Annotated in this window: 17 protein-coding genes; 6 read left to right on the top strand and 11 right to left on the bottom strand. The window is 72.2% G+C overall.

Annotated features, from left to right (window positions below):
- Positions 1-6: 6 nt before the first annotated feature.
- A complete protein-coding gene (locus tag KV394_RS11615; protein WP_136032131.1) occupies positions 7-999 on the bottom strand; it encodes a stage II sporulation protein M in 993 nt (330 codons plus the stop codon).
- A gap of 16 nt (positions 1,000-1,015) precedes the next feature.
- Between KV394_RS11615 and KV394_RS11610 the strand changes: the two genes are divergently transcribed.
- Positions 1,016-1,825, top strand: coding sequence for an RDD family protein (locus KV394_RS11610; RefSeq protein ID WP_247981503.1), 810 nt, complete (start codon positions 1,016-1,018; stop codon positions 1,823-1,825).
- 19 nt (positions 1,826-1,844) lie between these two features.
- Here KV394_RS11610 and ahcY read toward each other — a convergent pair whose 3' ends face one another.
- The 5 genes from ahcY to KV394_RS11585 form a co-directional block, all read right to left on the bottom strand.
- Entirely contained in the window at positions 1,845-3,290 is a 1,446-nt protein-coding gene (ahcY, locus tag KV394_RS11605; RefSeq protein WP_247981502.1) for an adenosylhomocysteinase, read from the bottom strand.
- Positions 3,291-3,332: 42 nt separating this feature from the next.
- Positions 3,333-4,547, bottom strand: coding sequence for an ABC transporter permease (locus tag KV394_RS11600; protein WP_136032264.1), 1,215 nt, complete (start codon positions 4,545-4,547; stop codon positions 3,333-3,335).
- Entirely contained in the window at positions 4,544-5,293 is a 750-nt protein-coding gene (locus KV394_RS11595; RefSeq protein WP_136032267.1) for an ABC transporter ATP-binding protein, read from the bottom strand. The genes KV394_RS11600 and KV394_RS11595 overlap by 4 nt, the downstream gene beginning before the upstream one ends.
- Entirely contained in the window at positions 5,290-6,216 is a 927-nt protein-coding gene (locus tag KV394_RS11590) for an efflux RND transporter periplasmic adaptor subunit (protein WP_136036380.1), read from the bottom strand. Before KV394_RS11590 ends, KV394_RS11595 begins: the two co-directional genes overlap by 4 nt.
- 92 nt (positions 6,217-6,308) lie before the next feature.
- The gene (locus KV394_RS11585) at positions 6,309-6,515 is read right to left on the bottom strand and encodes a DUF3499 family protein (RefSeq protein ID WP_136032271.1); all 207 of its coding nucleotides are present in this window, start codon (positions 6,513-6,515) and stop codon (positions 6,309-6,311) included.
- 77 nt (positions 6,516-6,592) lie between these two features.
- Between KV394_RS11585 and KV394_RS11580 the strand changes: the two genes are divergently transcribed.
- On the top strand, positions 6,593-7,015 hold the full coding sequence (locus KV394_RS11580; protein ID WP_240744592.1) for a hypothetical protein: 423 nt from the start codon (positions 6,593-6,595) through the stop codon (positions 7,013-7,015).
- A 20-nt stretch (positions 7,016-7,035) separates the two neighbouring features.
- Here KV394_RS11580 and KV394_RS11575 read toward each other — a convergent pair whose 3' ends face one another.
- The 4 genes from KV394_RS11575 to manA form a co-directional block, all read right to left on the bottom strand.
- Positions 7,036-8,418: a DUF5719 family protein gene (locus KV394_RS11575; RefSeq protein WP_136044240.1), complete on the bottom strand. Its 1,383-nt coding sequence runs from the start codon at positions 8,416-8,418 to the stop codon at positions 7,036-7,038.
- A complete protein-coding gene (locus tag KV394_RS11570) occupies positions 8,415-11,435 on the bottom strand; it encodes a glycosyltransferase (RefSeq protein WP_247981501.1) in 3,021 nt (1,006 codons plus the stop codon). Before KV394_RS11570 ends, KV394_RS11575 begins: the two co-directional genes overlap by 4 nt.
- Before the next feature lie 82 nt (positions 11,436-11,517).
- Positions 11,518-11,835 (bottom strand): WhiB family transcriptional regulator, encoded by a 318-nt coding sequence (locus KV394_RS11565; RefSeq protein WP_136029858.1) that lies wholly within the window; start codon positions 11,833-11,835, stop codon positions 11,518-11,520.
- Positions 11,836-11,985: 150 nt separating this feature from the next.
- Positions 11,986-13,113, bottom strand: coding sequence for a mannose-6-phosphate isomerase, class I (gene manA / locus KV394_RS11560; protein ID WP_136045789.1), 1,128 nt, complete (start codon positions 13,111-13,113; stop codon positions 11,986-11,988).
- A gap of 68 nt (positions 13,114-13,181) precedes the next feature.
- Here manA and KV394_RS11555 point away from each other — a divergent pair, with 68 nt between their 5' ends.
- Both KV394_RS11555 and KV394_RS11550 read left to right on the top strand, forming a co-directional pair.
- Positions 13,182-14,597, top strand: coding sequence for an O-antigen ligase family protein (locus KV394_RS11555; RefSeq protein ID WP_136045788.1), 1,416 nt, complete (start codon positions 13,182-13,184; stop codon positions 14,595-14,597).
- Positions 14,594-15,892, top strand: a complete 1,299-nt coding sequence (locus tag KV394_RS11550) for an O-antigen ligase family protein (protein WP_247981500.1) — start codon at positions 14,594-14,596, stop codon at positions 15,890-15,892. The genes KV394_RS11555 and KV394_RS11550 overlap by 4 nt, the downstream gene beginning before the upstream one ends.
- A gap of 15 nt (positions 15,893-15,907) precedes the next feature.
- On the opposite strand, the gene galE is transcribed toward KV394_RS11550, so the two are convergent.
- Positions 15,908-16,897, bottom strand: coding sequence for a UDP-glucose 4-epimerase GalE (gene galE / locus KV394_RS11545; protein ID WP_247981499.1), 990 nt, complete (start codon positions 16,895-16,897; stop codon positions 15,908-15,910).
- 148 nt (positions 16,898-17,045) lie between these two features.
- Here galE and KV394_RS11540 point away from each other — a divergent pair, with 148 nt between their 5' ends.
- Both KV394_RS11540 and KV394_RS11535 read left to right on the top strand, forming a co-directional pair.
- Positions 17,046-18,956, top strand: a complete 1,911-nt coding sequence (locus KV394_RS11540; protein ID WP_136037059.1) for a glycosyltransferase — start codon at positions 17,046-17,048, stop codon at positions 18,954-18,956.
- Positions 18,953-19,915, top strand: a complete 963-nt coding sequence (locus tag KV394_RS11535) for a glycosyltransferase (RefSeq protein ID WP_136029870.1) — start codon at positions 18,953-18,955, stop codon at positions 19,913-19,915. Before KV394_RS11540 ends, KV394_RS11535 begins: the two co-directional genes overlap by 4 nt.
- Position 19,916: the final 1 nt, after the last annotated feature.

Genomic DNA, 19,916 nt, shown 5'->3' with positions numbered 1-19,916 from the left:
CCGTCATCAGCCGGCGACGAGCCGCGGCGTGCCAGCCTCGTACTCGACCAGGTCGCCGCTCTCCCCGCGGCGATACGCCCGTCCGCCGATGGCGAGCATGTAGACGAGGAACACGGCGAGCGCCGCGGCCCCGATGCCGATCTTGACCGGCCACGGCAGCGCCCAGCCCGTGACGAAACCCTCCACCAGGCCGGACAGGAACAGGGCGAAGACAAGCCCGATCGCGACCGTGGCGAGGGCCCGCCCCTCCTCCGCCAGCGCTTCACCGCGCGACCGGCGACCCGGCGCCACCCACGCCCAGAACACGTGCAGCCCGGCGGCGGCCGCGACGAAGATGCAGGTCATCTCGAGCATGCCGTGCGGCAGGATGTAGAGCACCATCAGGTCGGCCTTGTCGTGGGCCGCCATGACCGCGCCCGACGTGCCGAGCCCGATGGCGTTCTGCAGCAGCATGTAGATCGGCCAGATGCCCGTGACGCCGAACAGCACGCACTGCATCGCGATCCAGGCGTTGTTCGTCCACACCATGCCCATGAACACGGCAGCGGGGTTCTCGGTGTAGTACCCGGTGAAGCTCTCGTCGGCGTACTGCTCCAGGGCGTCGGGCGGGCCGAGCGTCGCCACCAGGGCTGGATCGCTCGCGATCCAGCCCGCGACGCCCACGGCGACCGCGATGAACGCGACCGCGATGATCAGGGTGGTCCAGCGCAGCCGGTACAGGGCGGCGGGGAGCTGGAGCCCGAAGAAGCGCCCGACCTGGGTGAGGATGCTGTCGGAGGCGCCGGTGAGCCGCAGTCGCGCGCGCACCAGGATCGTCGAGAGGTAGGCGCCCTGCGGCGAGTCGCCGACGGAGGTCTTGAGCTCGGCGAGGTCGGCGGATGCGGCGCGGTAGCGCACGATGAGCTCGTCGACCCCCGCGCCGTCGAGGCGAGCGCGGCTGAGCTGATCCAGCCGCTCCCACTCGGACCGGCGGACGTCGGTCAGGGCATCGGCATCCACCTGATTTACTGTACTCATGTCCGCGCAGATCGACGTCTCCGACGAGGTGCTCTCCGGTGAGGCGGTCGCGATCGACGTGCAGCCGGTCGGGTTCGTGCTCCGCGCCGCGGGAGCGATCATCGACATGCTCGTGGGCTACGGCGTCTTCGTGCTGTGGATCTTCCTGCGCATCTGGCTGCTCGACGCCGGCGTGCTCGACGAGGCGACCGACCGCATCGCCACCGTCTCCGCGCTCGTGGTGAGCTTCGTCGTCCTGCCGATCACGATGGAGGTCGCCCTGCAGGGACGCAGCCTCGGCAAGCTCGCGGTCGGCGGGCGCATCGTGCGCCTGGACGGCGGCGCCGCCGGGTTCCGGCACGCCTTCATCCGCGCGCTCCTCGGCGTGCTGGAGATCTACCTCACGTTCGGTGGCCTGGCGGTGCTGGTGGGCGCGTTCACCTCCCGCTCGCAGCGACTGGGCGACCTCGTCGCCGGCACGTACAGCCAGCGCGTGCGCACGCCACGGCTGACCGGGCACGCGCCCGTGCTTCCGCCGCAGCTCGCCGGATGGGCGCAGATCGCCGACGTCGCCCGGCTGCCCGATCGCCTGGCGCGCCGCATCTCGCAGTTCCTGGAGAGCGCGCCGCGGATGATGCCCGCCGCGCGCGAGCGGGTGGCGCAGGGACTGCTCGCGGAGGCGGCGCCGTTCGTGTCGCCGGTGCCCGCCGCCCCCGCCGAGCTCGTGCTCGTGGGCATCACGGTGCTGCGGCGGGAGCGCGAGCGGCGGGCCCTGGAGAACGCAGACCGCCGCGCCGAGCGGCTGACGGGTCGCCGCGTCGGCGTCTGACCTCGCCTCTCCGCCGCGCTCAGTAGCGGTAGTGGTCGAGCTTGTACGGCCCCTCGACCGGCACCCCGATGTACGCCGCCTGGCTCTCGGTGAGCGTGGTGAGCCGCACGCCCAGCGCGTCCAGGTGCAGACGCGCGACCTTCTCGTCGAGTGCCTTGGGCAGCACGTGAACCCCGACCGGGTACGCCGCCGCGTTCGTGAACAGCTCGAGCTGCGCGAGGACCTGGTTCGTGAACGACGCGCTCATCACGAACGACGGGTGCCCGGTCGCGTTCCCGAGGTTCATCAGCCGGCCCTCGCTGAGCACGAGCACGCTGCGACCGCTCGGCAGGCGCCACTCGTGCACCTGCGGCTTGATCTCGACCTTCTCCGCACCGTCGAGCGCCTCCAGCCCCGCCATGTCGATCTCGTTGTCGAAGTGGCCGACGTTCGCGACGATCGCGAGGTGCTTGAGCGCCAGCAGGTGCTCCACCGTCACCACGTCGCGGTTGCCGGTCCCGGTCACGACGATGTCGACCCCGCCGGCCACGTCGATCAGACGCGCCACCTCGAAGCCGTCCATCGCGGCCTGCAGCGCGCAGATGGGGTCGACCTCGCTCACGATGACCCGGGCGCCCTGACCACGCAGCGCCTCGGCCGCTCCCTTGCCCACGTCGCCGTAGCCGCACACGAACGCGACCTTGCCGCCGATCAGCACGTCGGTCGCCCGGTTCAGCCCGTCGGGCAGCGAGTGACGGATGCCGTACTTGTTGTCGAACTTGCTCTTCGTGACCGCGTCGTTGACGTTGATGGCCGGGAACAGCAGGTCTCCCGACGCCGCGAGCTCGTACAGGCGGTGCACGCCCGTGGTGGTCTCCTCCGTGACGCCGATCAGCCCGGCGGCCACCCGCGTCCAGCGGTCGGGCGACGCCGTGAGGGTCCGACGCAGCAGGTCGAGGATCACACGGTACTCGTGCGGGTCGCCCTCGGCGGCATCGGGGACGACGCCCGCCCGCTCGAACTCGACGCCCTTGTGCACCAGCAGCGTGGCGTCGCCGCCGTCGTCGAGGATGAGGTTCGGGCCGTCGACGCCCGACGCCGACCAGTCGAAGATCCGCTCGGTGCACGCCCAGTACTCCTCGAGCGTCTCGCCCTTCCACGCGAACACGGGCACACCGGCGGGCGCGTCCACCGTGCCGTGCGGGCCGACCACGACCGCCGCGGCCGCCTCGTCCTGCGTGGAGAAGATGTTGCAGCTGGCCCAGCGCACCTCGGCGCCGAGCGCCACGAGCGTCTCGATCAGCACGGCCGTCTGCACGGTCATGTGCAGCGACCCCGCGATGCGCGCGCCCCTGAGCGGCTGCGCCGCGCCGAACTCCGCGCGCAGGGCCATGAGCCCTGGCATCTCGTTCTCGGCGAGCCGCAGCTGGTGCCGTCCGGCGTCGGCGAGGGACAGATCGGCGATGCGGTACTCGAGCTCAGGCATGGCCCCATTGTTCCATCAGGTCGCGGACGCACCGCCCGTGTGTCAGAACCGGATGGCGTCGATCACCTTGACCCGCAGCGCCACGAGCGCGGGGATGAAGCCCGACACCGCGCCGACCACGACCGAGGCGACGAGACCGACCAGCGCCGCCCGCATGGGGAACGGCGGGATGTCCTGGATACCGGGGAACATCGAGCCGATCAGCCACTCGGAGCGCAGCACCGCTACGACGATCGCGATGCCGATCGCCCCCGCCACGGTCGTCGCCACCAGACTCTCCAGGAACACCGCGAAGAACACCCGGCCGGAACTCGCGCCGAACGCCCGGCGCACCCCGATCTCCCGCACCCGCTGGCGCATCGCGACGAGCTGGATGTTGATCAGGCTGAGCGCGCCGAGCGCGAGGATCAGCGACGCGATGCCGCCCGTGACCATCTCGAACGTGGCCTGAGCGTCGGCGGTGCCGGGTTGCGCCGCCCAGTCCGAGCGGCTCACCGACACCGTCTGCCCCTCCGGCAGCCCGGCGCGGAGGTCCATCGCGAGCACCGGCGCGATCGCGTCGACCTCGTCGGGGCCGAGCCACACCTCGTACTGGGTGAACGTCTCCTCCGGCAGCGCGTCGACGCGGTCACGGTAGGCGTCGTACAGCAGGTCCAGACGGAGCTCCTCGTCGCCGAAGCCCTGCCGCGGAACGACCCCGACCACCTGGTAGGTGCCGCCGGCGTCTCCGGTGACGGTGATCGTGGGGTGCTGGGCGACCGGAACCCGCCCGATGCGCTCCCACAGCGGCTCGCTGATGACCACCGCCGGCGCGAGCGCCTCGAGGTCGCCGTCGTGCAGCCACCGGCCCTCGAGCAGCTTCTCCCGGTGGATCTGCGAGTACGCAGGGTCGACCAGCCGTGTGTTCACCGGGGTCACGCCGTCGGGCAGCGCCACGCCGAGCGAGAGGCCCTGGGCGATCCGGGCGGTGTGACTGAAGCCGAAGCGCTCCGAGGCCCTGCGGAAGCGCTCGTCCACCTCGTCCGCGTCGACCGGGGTGCCGTCGTCGGCCGACACCGCCACGACCACGGTGGCCGCACGGCCGCCCCAGCGGTCCGACTGCTCCTCCTGGAACTGGCGCTGGTACTCCGAGATCGCCACGACCGCGGTGAGCGCGCCCACCGACACGGCGATGCCGATGAGGCTGAGCAGCACACGGAGCTTGTGCACCCGGATCTCGGCCCAGGCGTCGGAGAGCGCTCCGAGGAACCCGGTCACGACGCGACCTCCGCGGCCCCGGGCACCGAGGCGGCGAGCGTGGACGCCTCGAACGCCTTCGTGAGGTCGGCCGGCTCCAGCCGCCCGGCGTCCAGGCGGTAGTGGCGGCGCGCGCGGGCCGCGACGTGCAGGTCGTGCGTGATCGTGACGAGGGCGGCGTCGGTCTCGGTCGCGACCTCGTCGAGCAGGGCCATCACGGTCGCGCCGGTGTCGATGTCGAGGGCGCCGGTCGGCTCGTCGGCGAGGATCAGCACCGGGCGGCGTACGAGCGCGCGGGCGATCGCGACGCGCTGCTGCTCGCCTCCGGAGAGCCGGTCGGCGACCTGGTCGACGCGGTGCCCGAGTCCGACGCGCTCCAGCATGTCGGCGGCGATGCGGCGGCGGTCCCAGAACAGCCGTCCGCGCGCGTGGCCGAGCGGCATCATGACGTTGTCCAGCGCGGTGCGACCGGGCAGCAGGTTGAACTGCTGGAACACGAAGCCCACGTTCTCACCCCGGAGACGGTCGAGGCGACCGGACCGCATCCGGCGGACCTCCCGCCCCTCGAACGACACCGTCCCGGACGTGGGGGCATCGAGCATGCCGAGGATGTTGAGCAGCGTCGACTTGCCCGAACCCGACCGTCCCACGATCGACACGTGGTCGCCCGCGCCGACCTCGAGGTCGACGCTGCGGAGGATCTCCAGGCGCGAGTCGTCGGGCAGGAGGACGCTCTTGGCGACGCCCTCCAGCGCGACCAGCGTCACCAGCTCATCCCGCTGTCGCACTGCTCGACGCCCGGGGAGATCTCGTAGCAGAACTCCTCGACGGGTGCGACGAAGCCCGGCACGAACTGGCGGATGCTGTCGCCCTCCGCGAGCCCGTCGGTCACCTCCACCATCGAGCCGTCGTTGACGCCGAGGGCGACCTCGCGCTCCTCCGGCTCGCCGCCGTCGCCCGCGTCGACCCACACCTTTCCGGTGCCAGCGCCGCCCTGCACCGCCGTGACCGGGATCACCAGCGCATCGTCGACCTGTCCGAGCGCGAGATCCATCGTGGCGGGCAGGCCGGCGAACACGGTCTGATCGGCGGGGATCGCGCAGCGCACGCTCGCGGTGCCCTCCTCGCTCACCTGCACCCGCACGCCCGTGCACGGGAACGGGGCGGGGCCGCCCGTGATGGTCACCGTGGCCTCGGTCGGCGCGTTGACGAGCCGGTACAGCTGCACGGGCTCCACGGTCGCCTGCAGGTGGTAACGGGCCGGGGTGAGCGTGTACGTCTCCGTGCCCACCGTGGTGGCCTGGCCCTTCACGATCGCGAGCTCCGACACGTCGCCGGCCTCGGGCGCCAGCACGTCGATGTCCTTGCGCGGGTCGTCCTGGCGCACGGTGAACAGCTTCTGCCCGGCCGCGACGCTCGCACCGTCGGCCACGTGCACCGCCGTGACCGTGCCGTTGAGCTCGCTGCGCACCGGATAGCTCTCGTCGCGCGCGACCGTGCCGTCCAGGCTGAGCGCGTTGACGACGGCCCCTCGCTCGACTGCGACGACCGGATCGGTGATGCCCGCCTCGGGGCTCACGATCGCCTCAGACCGGTCGGGGAAGAAGGCGATCTTCACGAGTGCGGCGGCGCAGGCGCCGAAGATGACCACGAGCAGCAGGGGCAGGACCCAGCGACGCCAGACGAGCACGGTAGCCTTTCCGGCCGCGCCGCCGTGACACCGCCGCCGTCAGAGTACCCAGGAACCGGCAGGGGCCACGGTGCCTCCGCCCGCGTGTCGGATCAGGCGCGCAGGGCCTCGTGGCGGATCACGAGCCAGCCCGCCGGCACCGAGAGCCGGTCGGCGTGCGGGGCGCACAGGTCGTGCGCCTGCGGGTCGTTCGCCGTTCCGAGCGGTCCGAGAGCGGCCATCTGGTCGCCGTAGTCGTAGGTGAGGGTGGCCACGGCCTCACGCGCGCAGCCGACCTTCGAGCAGAGTCGTCCGTCCATCCCCTTCACGCTACGACCCCCGTCGCGAGCGGAGCGGATGCCGCGCCGAGCGCGCGCGCAGCGCCTAGACTTTCGGCATGCCCCGTCGTCGCGCCCACGCCCCCACCGCCCGACGCGGCGCGAGGCACGGACGCCACGGACGACTCGGGCGCAGCGAGGTGGTCCGCCCGCCGCTCGCACCGCTCGACGGGCGGCTCGACCGGTTCGACCTCACGGTGGGCACTGCGGTGGAGTTCCTCCGCGGCACCTGGCCCGAGCTGCAGGAGGTGCGCTTCGAGATCGGGGCGCTGCCCGCGGCCGAGGGCGACGGGGAGGTGCCGCGCTGGCACCTGGACCGCGAGGGGCGGCGGATCGTGCTGTTCCGCATCCCGATCGAGCGGCTGCTCCCTCCGGGACACGACGACGCCGCGCACCGCCGCATGGCGATCGAGAGCGCGGTGTTCCGGGCCGCCGCCGAGTACGTCGGCCGCGAGCCCTGGGACCTCGGCCACGACCACTGACGGCGCGCCCCGACCCGGGGTCAGGGGTAGACCGTGATCGACTTCTCCACGCCGGGCGACGGCGGCACCGGCAGCACGCCGAGCGCACCGGCCGCGGTCAGGGTCACCGCGGCGTGCACGGGTCCGGTGGTGCGCAGCAGATAGGTCGTCCGCGCGGTCACGTCGATACCGCGGGTCTGCCCCGCCGGCACCGACACCTCCTGCGGCTGACCGCCGTCGATCGGCTCGACCGTGACGGTCGCGTCCTCGTCGCCGGTGTTGGCGAGCTGCAGCCGCGGGGCGGGACCGGCGGGCACGGCGACCGCGGCCTGGTCGTCGAGCTGGGCGGCCGGAGTCACCCACGCGAAGTCGGTGTCGCGTCCGAAGCCGTCCTGCTGGCGGACGGCGGCGACGACCGGGGCCTCCGCCTCGATCTCCACGGTGTAGCGTCCCGGCTCGAGCCCGCTGAGCGCGACCTGCGCGGGGACGTCGGGGTCGAGCGGGACGGAGAACTCGTCCGTCGTCGGCGAGGAGCCCTCGCTGTGCACCGTGACCTTCGCCATGGCGTCGGCGCCGGGTGCCAGCAACCGCAGCACGGTCATGTCGGCCTCGTCGCCGTCGGACGTGAACGTCTGCACCCCCGTGATGACCACGTTCTGCTGCGCGCCGGCCACGGCCTCCTGCAGGTCGATGCCGGCGGGGTCGAGCACGCGCACGAGCGACGACTGCAGGACCGCGCGCACCGGGGCCCCGACCGCACTCACCTTGACGACCGGCGCCTCGTTGCCGGCGGCGATCGAGGTCAGCGGAAGAGCGGTCTGCGTGCGGGCCGGGATGATGACGGTGCGGCCGCCGCGCGTCTCGCCGTACACGGTGAGGGTGACGGTGGATGGCACCTCGGCCGCGTTGGTGAGGATGACGATGTCCTCGGTGCCGGTGCCCACCGCACCGCCGACGAGCCAGGACTCCAGGCGCGGCACCGTGCACGGAGTGGCCGCGAAGCCCGCCAGGTCGTCCGCGGCGAGGGTGAACGACTCGGCGCCCGCGATGAGCGGAGCCGTGCGGCCCTCCACGGCACCGGTGAGCACGGCGATCTCGTCGCCGTCGGCGAGGTCGGGCGTCGCCACTCCCGACGAGGCCGGATCTCCCGACGTACCGCCGGTGGTGAGCGTGGGGGCTGCGGCCGCTGTCATGTCGAGCGGTGCGGACGAGTCGCGTCCGAGCGCCCGGAAGTCGCCGTTGCAGACCAGCACGCTGTCGCCGGGGAGCGGAGTGACCTGCTCCTGCGCGGGCTCGTGTGCGACGGTCGGCCAGGGCGCGTGCACGGCCGCGACGACCCCGATCACGCAGGCGGCGGCGACCGCCACTCCCGTCACGACGCGGGCGCTGGTCGCTGCCACCCGGAATGCGCGGTTGCCGCTCATCGGCGCTCCTCCTCGGGCTGCGGTGCGGGGGTGTCGTCGTCCGATTCCGCGGCGTCCGCGGGCTCGACCTTGGCCTCGGGAACCGGTTCGGCGATGGGCGCCAGGGCCTCGTCCGTCAGAGCCGGTTCGTCCTGCGGATCCTCGACCGCGCCGACGGGCGGGTCCTCCACGACCGCGGCCGGGAGATCCTCGGCGTGACGCGGCAGCACCATCGGCTCCTCCGGCGCCCGCCCGACGATGCGCGACTGCGCCCTGGCGGCACGCCGCGACGCCCTGGTCGGGATGGACAGCAGCAGCGCGGCCAGCACCACGAGCAGCTGCAGGGTGATCACGAGCCGCGCCGTGCCCTCCTGCGCCGCGGTGAGCGACGCCGGAGCCGCGGCCTCGCCCTCGAGCCGCCACAGCACTCCGCGCTCGGTGGTGCCCGCGTGGACGAGACCCGGGCGCTGGTCGATCGCGGCGATCGAGGCCGTGCGCAGCGCACGGGCCCGGTCGCCCTCGCCCGCGACCTGGGCGATCAGCACGTAGCTGATGCCCTCAGCGGCGAGTTCGGCCGGTGCATCGAAGTCGCGGGCGGAGATCAGGTCGACCGCGAGCGTGCCGGTGTCGGTGCCCTGGGGCTCGACGGCGGTCGAGAGCATGGTGGTCTGGGCCCCGAGGGTCTCGCTGGCTCCGCGGACCACCTCGACCGCGAGTCCGCCGTCGTTCTGCGGGGTGAGGATGAGCGTCGAGATCGCGCGGTCGCCCGCCGCCTGCGCGGCCACGTAGGCGGGCAGCGTCGACTCCGGCCCGTTGGTGAGCACGGATCGATCGGTGTGGAACGCGGTGAGGGCGGGCAGGGCACACACCAGGAGGGCGGCCGCCGTGACGGTGGTCGCCACGGTGCGCAGCCGTGGCAGCGGGAGCGCCGTGTCGAGCGTGACGGTCGCCGCGCCGAGCACTCCGATCCACGCGAGGCTCAGCCCCGTGCCCGGCCAGATCGGCACGGGGGTGCCCTGCGCGAACGAGACGCTGACGCCGACCGCGAGGAAGGCCGTCGCGACACCGGCGACGGCGACCACCAGCAGCGTGATGCCCGCGCGCCACCGCGGCGAGACGGCCGAGGCGAGGGCGAGCAGCGCGAGCGGTGCGCACAGGAGGGCCGCCCACGTGCCGAGACCGCCGGGCGCGACGGTCGCCCAGCCCGCGAGGTCGGTCGTCGGGAAGCCGAGGGCGATCGCGAGGCGGCCGACCGCGTCTGCTCCCGCCTGCGGTCCCGCCCACGTGAGTCCCGGGTCGGCGAGCAGTGCCAGGGGCGTGCCGTGCAGAAGCTGCCAGGAGATCAACGGCCCGAACAGCACGGCCGTGGGCAGCGGGAGCCACAGCAGACGACCGGCGCCGCGGAACTGCGCCGTGCCGATCACGATGCCCAGCGTCACGAGCCACAGCAGAGCGAGCGCGGGGGCGAGCGAGGGCGCACAGGCGAGCACAGCGGCCAGCAGCAGCGAGGCGCTGCCGGCGGCACCCCACGAGCGGTGCGCGACGACCGCGGAGTGGAACAGCCACGGCAGCAGGAGGTGGGCGAGCACCGCGGCGGGGCGGCCGTCGACGAGCGCGGTGAGGAACGTGGGTGCCAGCGCCCAGGCGATCCCGGCGAAGATCCGCAGTCCGGCGCGATCGGTCACACGGGTCGCGGCGAACCACCCGCCGAGCACCGCCAGGGGCAGCGCCAGGATCCACAGCAGCACGAGGGTGAACGAGGGGCCGGCCGGCCACAGCGAGCCGAGCACCGCGACCACGGCGGCGAAGGGATCGGCGGGGCCGACCACGTCGAGGCCCAGGCCGCGGGTGCCCCAGGCCGCGTCGCCCCACAGCGCGGCGACGGTCTGGCGCAGCGGCAGCAGGCCACCGCCCCCGATGGTCGGCCAGGCGAGCAGCGTGGTGAAGGAGGCGATGCCCACGACCAGGGCGGCCAGCACGACCCATGCGCCGCCGCCGGAGAAGAAGCGCAGCTCGCTCACCGCGCCGTGCTCGCTGCCGTGCCCGTCGTCGAGCCGTCGGCGCAGTTGCGCCGAGGTCACCCGGAGCGGGGCGATGCTGGCCCAGGAGGACGTGCGGAAGGCCCGGATGCGTGCGCGCGAGCGGGCGACGGCCCCGAATCGCAGCATCGCGGCCAGCGCGGCGCCCCACTCGGGCAGCACGGCCTCGGGTCGCTTGCCGATCAGGTGCGTGATCGACCGCCACAGCGCGAGCGGCAGCAGCGACAGCCAGTGCAGCGGCACGGCCGGAAGGGGCGCATAGGCCAGACGGCGGTGCAGCTGCGCGAGGCGCGTGACGTACGCGCGGCGGGAGCGCCCGGAGGGCAGGGCGGCAGGGCCGTCCGGCGCGGCGGAGACCCGGGCGCTCGGCGCGAGCACGACGCGCCCGCCGCCCAGGCGCGCGCGCACCCCGAGGTCGAGTCCTTCGTCGGCGCCCGCGAGTGCCGGGTCGGGCCGCAGCGCGTCGCGCACCTCCCCGCGGATCAGCAGGCCGCGGATGTCGGCGCCGAGCGCATCGTCCATGCGGTCGTGCTGGCCCTGGTCGAGCTCCCCGGCGGCGAGCTCGACCGATCGGCCGAGCGCGGTCATGCTCACACCGAGAGACACGATCTCCCGGTCGTTGTCGGTGGCCACGACCTTGGGGGCGACGATCGCGGCGGACGGCGAGCGCTCCAGCGTGCCGACGAGTCGTTCGAGCGCCCGCGGGTGGGGGGCGGTGTCCTGGGCCAGCAGCCAGATCGCAGACCCCTCCGGCACCCGAGGCCTGGCGAGATCGATCGCCTCCGCGAACGAGGTCGACGGCCGCGCCTCGATGATGCCCTCCACCGTGTTCGCGACGGCTTCGCTCTCGCGAGCGGTCGCCGCATCACCGCACAGGACGAGCGTGACGGCGTCGGGGGCGAGCGTCTGGGATCGCACGGCGTCGAGTGTGCGGAGCAGCTGCGCGCGGGCCGAGGGGCCGGGGCGCGCGACGATGATGGCGTGAACTCGGGCTGGCATGACGTGGTCAGCCTATGCGCGCGATCGTCGGCGTCGGGTCAGGGACCCCGGCGCGCCCGCGAAGCCGCGCGGCGTGGTCGCCTCAGCTGGCGCGGCGCTTGAGCTTGCGGCGCTCGCGCTCGGAGAGACCGCCCCAGATGCCGAAGCGCTCGTCGTTGCTCAGCGCGTATTCGAGGCATTCGCCACGGACGTCGCACGCGGTGCAGATGCGCTTGGCGTCGCGCGTCGAGCCGCCCTTCTCGGGGAAGAAGGCCTCCGGGTCGGTCTGCGAGCAGAGCGCGTCGCTCTGCCAGGCGAGGGCGTTGTCGTCGTCCGGGTCGGACCGGCGAACCCCGGGAACACCGAGGTTGACCGGATCGACGAACCAGTTCTCCGGCACATCGGAACGGTAACCCGTCATGTCGACCTCCAACCCTTCAAAAACCGCCCCCCTGGCGGGCCGTGCTCACCTAATTACACCGGTGTGATTCGCTCGGGTCAAGTCGCGGATCGTAAACCCTCAACGGATTCTTGAAGGTTCATGGACGCCCGTCGGCGTGTCGCGGTCGTGTCAGCGCCCGGGCGTCGCCACGAACGCCTCGCCCGCACCACCGAGGGTGAGCGTGCGCTCCTCGGCGTCCGCGAACACCGCCGTGCCGACCGCCGCCGTGAGCTCCTCCCCCGTCGCCGTGGCCACCCGCACCGCCCCCGAGGTCGCGAGCACCATCGTCGGGCCGTCCACCGCGAGCGTCACCGGCTCGCCGTCCAGCGCGACCCGCCGCAGCGCGAAGTCCGGCACGGGCACCGGGTACTCGGTGATCGCCTGGCCGTCCTGCGGACGCAGCACCGGCACCTCGCCCGTCGTCGTGTCGAGGATGTGCAGCAGCTCGGCGACGTCGATGCGCTTCGGGGTCAGTCCGCCGCGCAGCACGTTGTCGCTCGCCGCCATGATCTCCACACCGAGACCGGAGAGATAGGCGTGCAGCAGCCCGGCCCGCAGGAACACGCCCTCACCGCGGCGCAGCACGACGTGGTTCATCAGCAGCGCCACCACCACGCCGGGGTCGCCGGGGTAGTGCCCCGCGATGCCGGCGACCGCTCGCACCGTCTCGGTCCACTCCCCCGCCTCGCCCGCGGCCGCGGCGATCACGGCGGCCGTGATCTCGTCGACCTCCGCCTGGGCGTCGCCGCCGAGCAGCCAGCCGATCGCGGAGCCCAGCGGGTCGGACTCCTGCTGGAGGAGCTCCCGGAGCCGGGAAACCCCCGGTCCCGGCGCGAGCGTGTCGAGGAGCCGGAGCGACTCGGCGACGGGGCGCAGTCCGCTCAGCGACTCGAAGCGCTCGCTCAGCGCGACGATGAGCTCGGGCTTGTGGTTGTCGTCCCGGTAGTTGCGCTCGGGGTCGTCGAGGGGCCGTGCGCTCTCCTTCGCCCACCCGGCCTTCGCCTGCTCGATCGTCGGGTGCACCTGGATCGACAGCGGGCTCCCGGCTGCGAGCAGCTTCAGCAGGTAGGGAAGGGTGCCGCCCGTGACGCGGTCGAGCGTGCCGTCGCCCACGACCTCCGCCGGGTCGCCGGGGTGGTCGCCGAACCACACCTCGGCCTCCGGTGCGCCCGTCGGGGTGCGCCCCTCCAGATCGGCCAGCAGGGTCTCGGATCCCCAGGCGTAGTCGCGGGGGGCGTTCGTGAGCTCGAGCAGCATGCCCCCAGCGTAGAGCCCCGCTGCGGCGCTCAGGATCGCCGCGCGTCCCTCGCGGTAGCCTGAACGCGATGGCCCAGTACACCAAGCACCCGGTGGCCCCCCTTCCCACCGCGCCGGAGCGCGAGTCGACGGGGCACCTGCTGCTGCGCGGGTACGTCATCCTCGTGCTCTTCGTGGCCTTCGCGCACTCCGCCGTCTACAACCTGCTCGGCGTGGTCGGCGCCGCCGCCGTGCTGGCGCTGTTCACCGTCGCGACCCTCGCGATCGGCATCCCGATGCTCGCGCGTCGTCGCCCGCAGCCCTTCCGCTGGCGACGCCTGCCGTGGGCCGCGCTGGGCTACACCGCACTCGCGCTGGTGTCCGTGGCATGGTCGCAGTGGCGCGGGCCGACGATCGCGACCGGGCTGCTGCTCGCCGCGGTCACCGTGAACGGCCTGTTCATCGCGCACGTGCTCACCTGGCACGAGATCGTGCGCGCGCTGTCCTCCGCCTTCAAGTGGATCCTCGGACTGTCGCTCGCCCTAGAGCTGTGGGTGTCCCTCGTGCTGCACGGCCCCCTGCTGCCGAACTTCGTCGACGTGCCGGACGGCGAGATCGACCCGCAGTGGTACTGGGTGCGCGACAACCTCTTCGACGGTGGCCGCATCCAGGGCATCGTGGGCAACGCGAACCTGCTCGCGATCGTGTCCCTGTTCGCTCTCATCACGTTCGGCGTGCTGTTCGCGGCACGGGCACGGTGGCGCACGACCCTCGCGCTGTGGATGATCCTCGCGGCCTACTTCCTGCTGCGCACCTCCTCCGCCACGGCGCTGGTGTGCGCGGGCGCCGCTGTCGTGGTGCTGGTGGTGGCACTGGTCATGCGGCGGGCGTCGACCCCGAGCGCCCGCACGCGCGTGTACGTCGTCGCCATCGGCTCGACCGTGATCGTCGGGGCCGCCGTCTGGCTGCTGCGCGGGCCCCTGCTGTCGCTCCTCGGCCGCAGCGCCGACCTGACCGGGCGCTCGGAGAAGATCTGGACCAAGGTCCTGGAGCGCGCGGGCGAGCACCCCCTGTTCGGCAACGGCTTCTCCAGCCCATGGGTGCCGAGCGATCCCGCGTTCGACCACTGGATCGTCGACCACGGCATCACCGTGTTCCACGCGCACAACATGTGGCTCGACGTGCTGCTGCAGCTGGGCGTGCTCGGCGTCGTGCTGATGGCCGTCGCCTACGGCAGCCTGCTGTGGCGCTCCTGGTTCTTCGCGGTCGACCGTCCGCGGTGGGACCTCGACGCGCACCGACCGTTCTCGCCGATCACCCTGCTGCCGAGCCTCTACACCGTCGTGCTGCTCGTGCAGGGCCTGACCGAGTCCACGCCGATCATGCTGTGGGGCTGGCTGCTGCTGGTCCTGTTGTCGTTCAAGCTGAAGTCCGTGCCGCTCGTGGGCGTGGGTGAGCGCGACCTCGTGTTCGAGCGCGGGACGACGCAGCGGCGGGTGCCGTGACGCCGGGTCGCACGATCACCCGGCTCCTCGGGTCGGCGGAGTTCGCGCGGGCCTTCACGCTCGCGGTGCTGCTGGCGGTGTTCGGCTCGTTCCTGATCGAGCGGATGACGTCTCCCGTCACCCTCGCCACGATCGTCACGCTGCTCTGCGTGCTGGGGGCCGCGATCCTCTGGGTGCGCCGCGAGGAGCTGTCGCTGCTGCGCCTCGCGCCCTCGTCGCTGATCGCGTTCCTCGGCTGGGCACTGGTGAGCCTGGTGTGGACGACCGATCGTTCGGACACGTTCTTCGGCTGGCTCTCCCTGCTGGGCTTCGCGTTCCTCGCCATCACGGTCGGCCACATCCGCGACACCCTCCAGACCGTGCGGGCGCTCGGCGACGCGCTGCGGGTGCTCCTGACCCTCTCGCTGGGCGTGGAGATCCTGTCCGGCGTGCTGCTCGACATCCCGTTCTCGTTCCTCGGCGTGCAGGGCGACCTCGCGCTCGGCGGACCGGTGCAGGGCGTCTTCGGCAGCCGCAACATGCTCGGGTTCATCGCCGTGATCGCGCTGATCACCTTCGTGATCGAGTGGCGCACGCAGTCGGTGGACCCGCCGCTCGCGGTCGTGTCGATCGCCCTCGCCGGCGGGCTGGCGTTCCTGTCCTCCTCGCCGACGGTGCTCGTCCTGGCGGTGGCGGTCGGCATCGTGACGGTGGCGCTCACGATCGTGCGGCACACCTCCCCCGCGCGTCGCACCATCGTCCAGTGGGGCCTCGGGGCGCTGGTCGCCCTCGCCCTGGCGGTGGCGTTCGCGCTGCGGCACCAGATCATCGCGCTGCTGGACGCCGGCTCCGATTTCTCGATGCGGGCGACCCTGTGGAACATGATCCTCGACTTCGTGTCCATCAAGCCGATCACGGGGTGGGGCTGGTTCGGCGACTGGGCTCGCGGAGAGTATCCGTTCACGTTCATCAACTTCCAGCTGGGCGAGCACCACCAGAGCGCGCTGAACGCGTTCTTCGATGTGCTGCTGCAGCTCGGCACGGCCGGCCTCGTGCTGTTCCTGCTGCTGGGAGGAGTCGCCCTCATCCGCTCCTGGCTGGTGGCGAGCGTGCGCCGATCCGTGGTCTACGCGTGGACGCCAATCACGCTCGTAACGCTCGCCGTCGATTCGATGTTCGAGAGCTTCACGCTGGTGGGTGCCGGCTGGTTCCTGCTCGTGCTGTGCGCCCTGCGCGCCGGGCAGTCCCGCTCGTGGCGCGAGAACATCGACGCCGCGCACACCGGGGCCATCCCGACCCTCCGCCCCCAGGGCTAGGGTCCGCGCCGGAGGTCAGCGCAGCGAGCGGAGCTTCTCCGACCAGGCCAGTGCGTCGCGCACACCGTCGTCGACCGAGCGCTCGGCGCGCCAGTCCAGCACCTCGGCGGCACGGTCGACGATCGCGTACGCGCCCGCCTGGTCGCCCGGGCGTCGGCCGGTCTCGACCACCGGCAGCACCTCGCCCGTGACCCGCTCGAACGCCTGCACGAGCTCGCGCACCGTGACGCCGTCGCCCGTGCCCAGGTTGATCACCTGGTACGGCTCGTCGGGCGTGGCCACGCGGTCGAACCGCTGCACCGCGGCGACGTGCGCGAGAGCCAGGTCCCAGACGTGCACGTAGTCGCGCAGCCCGGAGCCGTCGCGCGTAGCCCAGTCGGTGCCGGTGATGGTGAAGGGCTCGCCCGAGGCGTGCGCCTGCATGATCTTGCCCAGCGCGTGCGAGGGCGTGGGGTTCTGAAGCCCCGTGCGCAGGCGGGGGTCGGCGCCGATCGGGTTGAAGTAGCGCAGCGCGATCGCCCGGAAGTCGCCGGCGGCCGCTGCGTCGGCGAGGATCTGCTCCACCATGGCCTTGGTGGTCGCGTAGGGGCTCGCGGGCGCCAGGGCACCGCTCTCGTCGACGCCGTCACCCGACTCCCCTGCGTACACCGAGGCCGAGGAGCTGAACACGACGCGCGGGACACCCGCGTCGCGCAGCCGCTGCAGCAGCACGATCGTCTTGCCCACGTTGCTGTCGTAGTAGCCCAGGGGGTCGGCGACCGACTCCGGCACGACCACGCGCGCCGCGCAGTGGACGACGGCGTCGATGTCGGGGTGGTCGGCCAGCAGCCGGTCCAGCACCGCGTGATCGGCGATGTCGCCGACGTAGAGGTTGCGTCCGTCGCCGAACACCTCGAGCCCCTTGGAGAGGTCGTCGAGCACGACGACCTCGATCCCGGCCTCGATGCATGCCGTCGCCACGGTCGATCCGATGTAGCCGGCGCCGCCGGTGATCAGTACCTTCATCGCGGTCAGTCTAACCAGGCGGGCTGGGCGCGACCGGGGAGGCTCTCCGCGGATCCCGAGGTGACGAACGGTAGGCTACTCACTGCTCGTCGAGTCGCGCGCTGCCCACCGGCGGCGTCCCGCGACACCAACATCGGAGAACCTCCCTGTGGCCCACGTCCTTCAGAATGTCGTCTTCCCGCTCGATCGCGACCCCGACCTGCTCCCGCTCTACGCCGACCCCGAGACCTGGTCCGTGATCGAGAACGAGCCCGTCCGGGTGTCCAACAGGGCGCACCTGGGCAACATCCTCGGCCGTCACCGTGCGCGCATCGTCGCCGGCCGCCGCGTCTCCCTCGGCACCTACTTCAACGCCTTCCCCGCGTCGTACTGGCAGCACTGGACGAGCGTGCGCGAGGTGCAGCTCACGGTCCGCACGACCGGACCCGCCACGATCCTCGTCTACCGCTCGAACGGCAGCGGCGTGCGCCAGCGGGTCGCCACACGCGAGGTCACCGGAGAGGCCACGACGTCGTTCGACCTGGCGCTGACGCAGTACAGCGACGGCGGATGGATCTGGTTCGACGTGGTCGCCGACGAGAAGCCTGCCGTGCTGGAGGGCGCTGAGTGGACCACCGAGCACGAGCCGGCCCGCACCGGCAAGGCCTCGCTCGGGATCACCACGTTCAACAAGCCCGACTACTGCGTCGAGACGCTGCGCGCCCTGGCCGCCTCGCCCGATGCCCTCGAGTTCGTCGACCGCATCTTCCTCGTCGACCAGGGCACGCAGCTGGTCCAGGAGCAGGACGGCTACGACGACGTCGCCGAACGCCTCGGCGAGACCCTGCAGGTGATCCGGCAGCCGAACCTGGGCGGCTCCGGCGGCTTCGCCAGGGCGATGCACGAGACGCTGCAGCGCCCGGAGAGCGACTTCGTGCAGCTGCTCGACGACGACGTGCGCCTGGAGCCGGAGTCGCTGCGCCGGTCGATCGTGTTCGGACAGTACGCGACCACGCCCGTGCTGGTGGGCGGCCACATGTTCGATCTGCTCGACCGGCCCAAGCTGCACGGGTGGGCCGAGGTGGTCGACCAGGCGCCGTTCATGTGGCGCAACCTGTACCAGGAGCAGATGCCGCACGACTTCGGGGTGTCGAACCTGCGCCAGTCGACGCTGCTGCACATGCGCATGGACGCCGACTACAACGGCTGGTGGATGTGCCTCATCCCGGTCGAGGCGGTCCGCGCGGTCGGCCTCGCCCTCCCCGCGTTCATCAAATGGGACGACGCGGAGTTCTGCCTGCGCGCCGGGGAGGCCGGATTCCCCACCGTCTCGATGCCGGGCGTCGCCCTGTGGCACGTCTCCTGGGTGAACAAGGACGACACGATCGACTGGCAGGCCTACTTCCATGCCAGGAACCGCATCGTCGCCGGGCTCCTGCACTCGGAGGTCCCGCGCGGAGGTCGCCTGCTCCGGCACAGCCGGCGCGTCGACCTCAAGCACCTGATGATGATGCAGTACTACCCGGTCGCCCTCCGTGCCAGGGCGCTGCGCGACGTGCTGTCGGGGCCGGAGCACATGCGCCGGAACATCCGTACCGCGATGCCCGCCGCGCGGGCCCTCGCCGCCGAGTTCCCCGAGACCGTGGTGCACCGCGACCCGTCGCGCGTGCTCTACTCGCGTCGCGGGCGCCAGGTGTACAAGCAGGTGTCGAAGAACGACCTCGACAACCCGACCGGTCTGCGGCTGCGCTGGTTCACGCTGACCACGCTGGTGTCGCACTGGATGCACCGTCCACACCCGGCGAACGTCGTGCAGCCGGAGGCCGAGTTCGGCAAGGAGGACGCCCAGTGGTGGCGCGTCCCCTCCTTCGACAGCGTGCTGGTGAGCACGGCCGACGGCTCCGGAAAGAACATCTACACGCGCGACCGCCGCCAGTACCGCCGCATGCTGCGCGAGAGCGTCCGGCTGCACGCCGAGCTCCGGCGCCGGTGGCCGGAGCTGCGGGCGCGCTACCGCGAGGCGATGCCCGATCTCGTCTCCCCCCAGTCCTGGCAGCAGATCTTCGAGGAGAAGGCATGACCGCGGCCCCCGCTGCATTCGACCCCACCGCAGCGACCATCGTCATCGTCACCTTCAACCGTTCGCACCTGTTGTCCGGGCTGCTCACCAGCATCACCGCGATGGACCCGAAGCCGGGCCGCGTGGTCATCATCGACAACGCGTCGGCCGACGACACCACCGACGTGGTCGAGTCGTTCCGCGACGACATCGGCACCGAGATCGTGTACCGGCGCCTGCAGACGAACACGGGCGGGTCCGGAGGCTTCAGCGAGGGCATGCGCACCGCGTACGAGCTCGGGTCCGAGTGGATCTGGATGATGGACGACGACGTGGAGGTGCTGCCGGACGGCCTGGCCAGGATGGGCCGCTGGGCGCCGCGCTTCAAGAGCATCCAGGGCCGCCGGTACGACTACGACGGCAGCGAGTTCTACTGGCAGTACCGCATCGCGGAGCGCATGGGCATCCCGATCCCGTTCGCCCCGGCCGGCTTCGACGAGTCGGGCTACAAGCACATGAACAGCGGCTGCTTCGAGGGCATGTTCATCCACCGCTCGATCGTGCAGCAGATCGGGCTCCCCGACCCGCGGTTCTTCATCTACTGGGACGACCAGATGTACGGCTGGCTGGCTTCGCGCCTGACCACGGCGGTCATCGTGGACGAGTTCGTGCTGCGTCGCACGCGCGAGATCAAGCAGTGGGACATGGGCATCCGGCACATGAACGCGTCGAGCAACGCCTACCGGTACTACATCATGCGCAACCGCGGCTTCATCAAGCAGTACTACCGCGTCCACGGCGTGTACAACCCTGTGCTGTTCGGCCTCGGCACCGCGGCGACGTTCGCGAAGGAGCTCATCCGGCTCGTCTTCGTCGAGCGCACGGTGCGGGGCACGAGCAACCTGTTCCGCGGGATCCGCGACGGCGGCCGCGTGGGCCGCGACCGGTCGTGGCAGCCGATGACCCCTCTGGAGGCATGAC

The organism is Microbacterium sufflavum (assembly GCF_023101165.1).
Taxonomy (GTDB): domain Bacteria; phylum Actinomycetota; class Actinomycetes; order Actinomycetales; family Microbacteriaceae; genus Microbacterium; species Microbacterium sufflavum.
Note: the sequence above shows the minus strand (reverse complement) of the source record. Positions and strands in the feature narration are given on the sequence as shown.

Excerpts from the sequence above, each read along its gene's own strand:
- KV394_RS11610 (WP_247981503.1), top strand. The coding sequence starts at position 1,016 with ATGTCCGCGCAGATCGACGTCTCCGACGAGGTGCTCTCCGGTGAGGCG.
- ahcY (WP_247981502.1), bottom strand. The coding sequence starts at position 3,290 with ATGCCTGAGCTCGAGTACCGCATCGCCGATCTGTCCCTCGCCGACGCC.
- KV394_RS11585 (WP_136032271.1), bottom strand. The coding sequence starts at position 6,515 with ATGGACGGACGACTCTGCTCGAAGGTCGGCTGCGCGCGTGAGGCCGTG.
- KV394_RS11580 (WP_240744592.1), top strand. The coding sequence starts at position 6,593 with ATGCCCCGTCGTCGCGCCCACGCCCCCACCGCCCGACGCGGCGCGAGG.
- KV394_RS11575 (WP_136044240.1), bottom strand. The coding sequence starts at position 8,418 with ATGAGCGGCAACCGCGCATTCCGGGTGGCAGCGACCAGCGCCCGCGTC.
- KV394_RS11570 (WP_247981501.1), bottom strand. The coding sequence starts at position 11,435 with ATGCCAGCCCGAGTTCACGCCATCATCGTCGCGCGCCCCGGCCCCTCG.
- KV394_RS11565 (WP_136029858.1), bottom strand. The coding sequence starts at position 11,835 with ATGACGGGTTACCGTTCCGATGTGCCGGAGAACTGGTTCGTCGATCCG.
- manA (WP_136045789.1), bottom strand. The coding sequence starts at position 13,113 with ATGCTGCTCGAGCTCACGAACGCCCCCCGCGACTACGCCTGGGGATCC.
- KV394_RS11555 (WP_136045788.1), top strand. The coding sequence starts at position 13,182 with ATGGCCCAGTACACCAAGCACCCGGTGGCCCCCCTTCCCACCGCGCCG.
- galE (WP_247981499.1), bottom strand. The coding sequence starts at position 16,897 with ATGAAGGTACTGATCACCGGCGGCGCCGGCTACATCGGATCGACCGTG.
- KV394_RS11535 (WP_136029870.1), top strand. The coding sequence starts at position 18,953 with ATGACCGCGGCCCCCGCTGCATTCGACCCCACCGCAGCGACCATCGTC.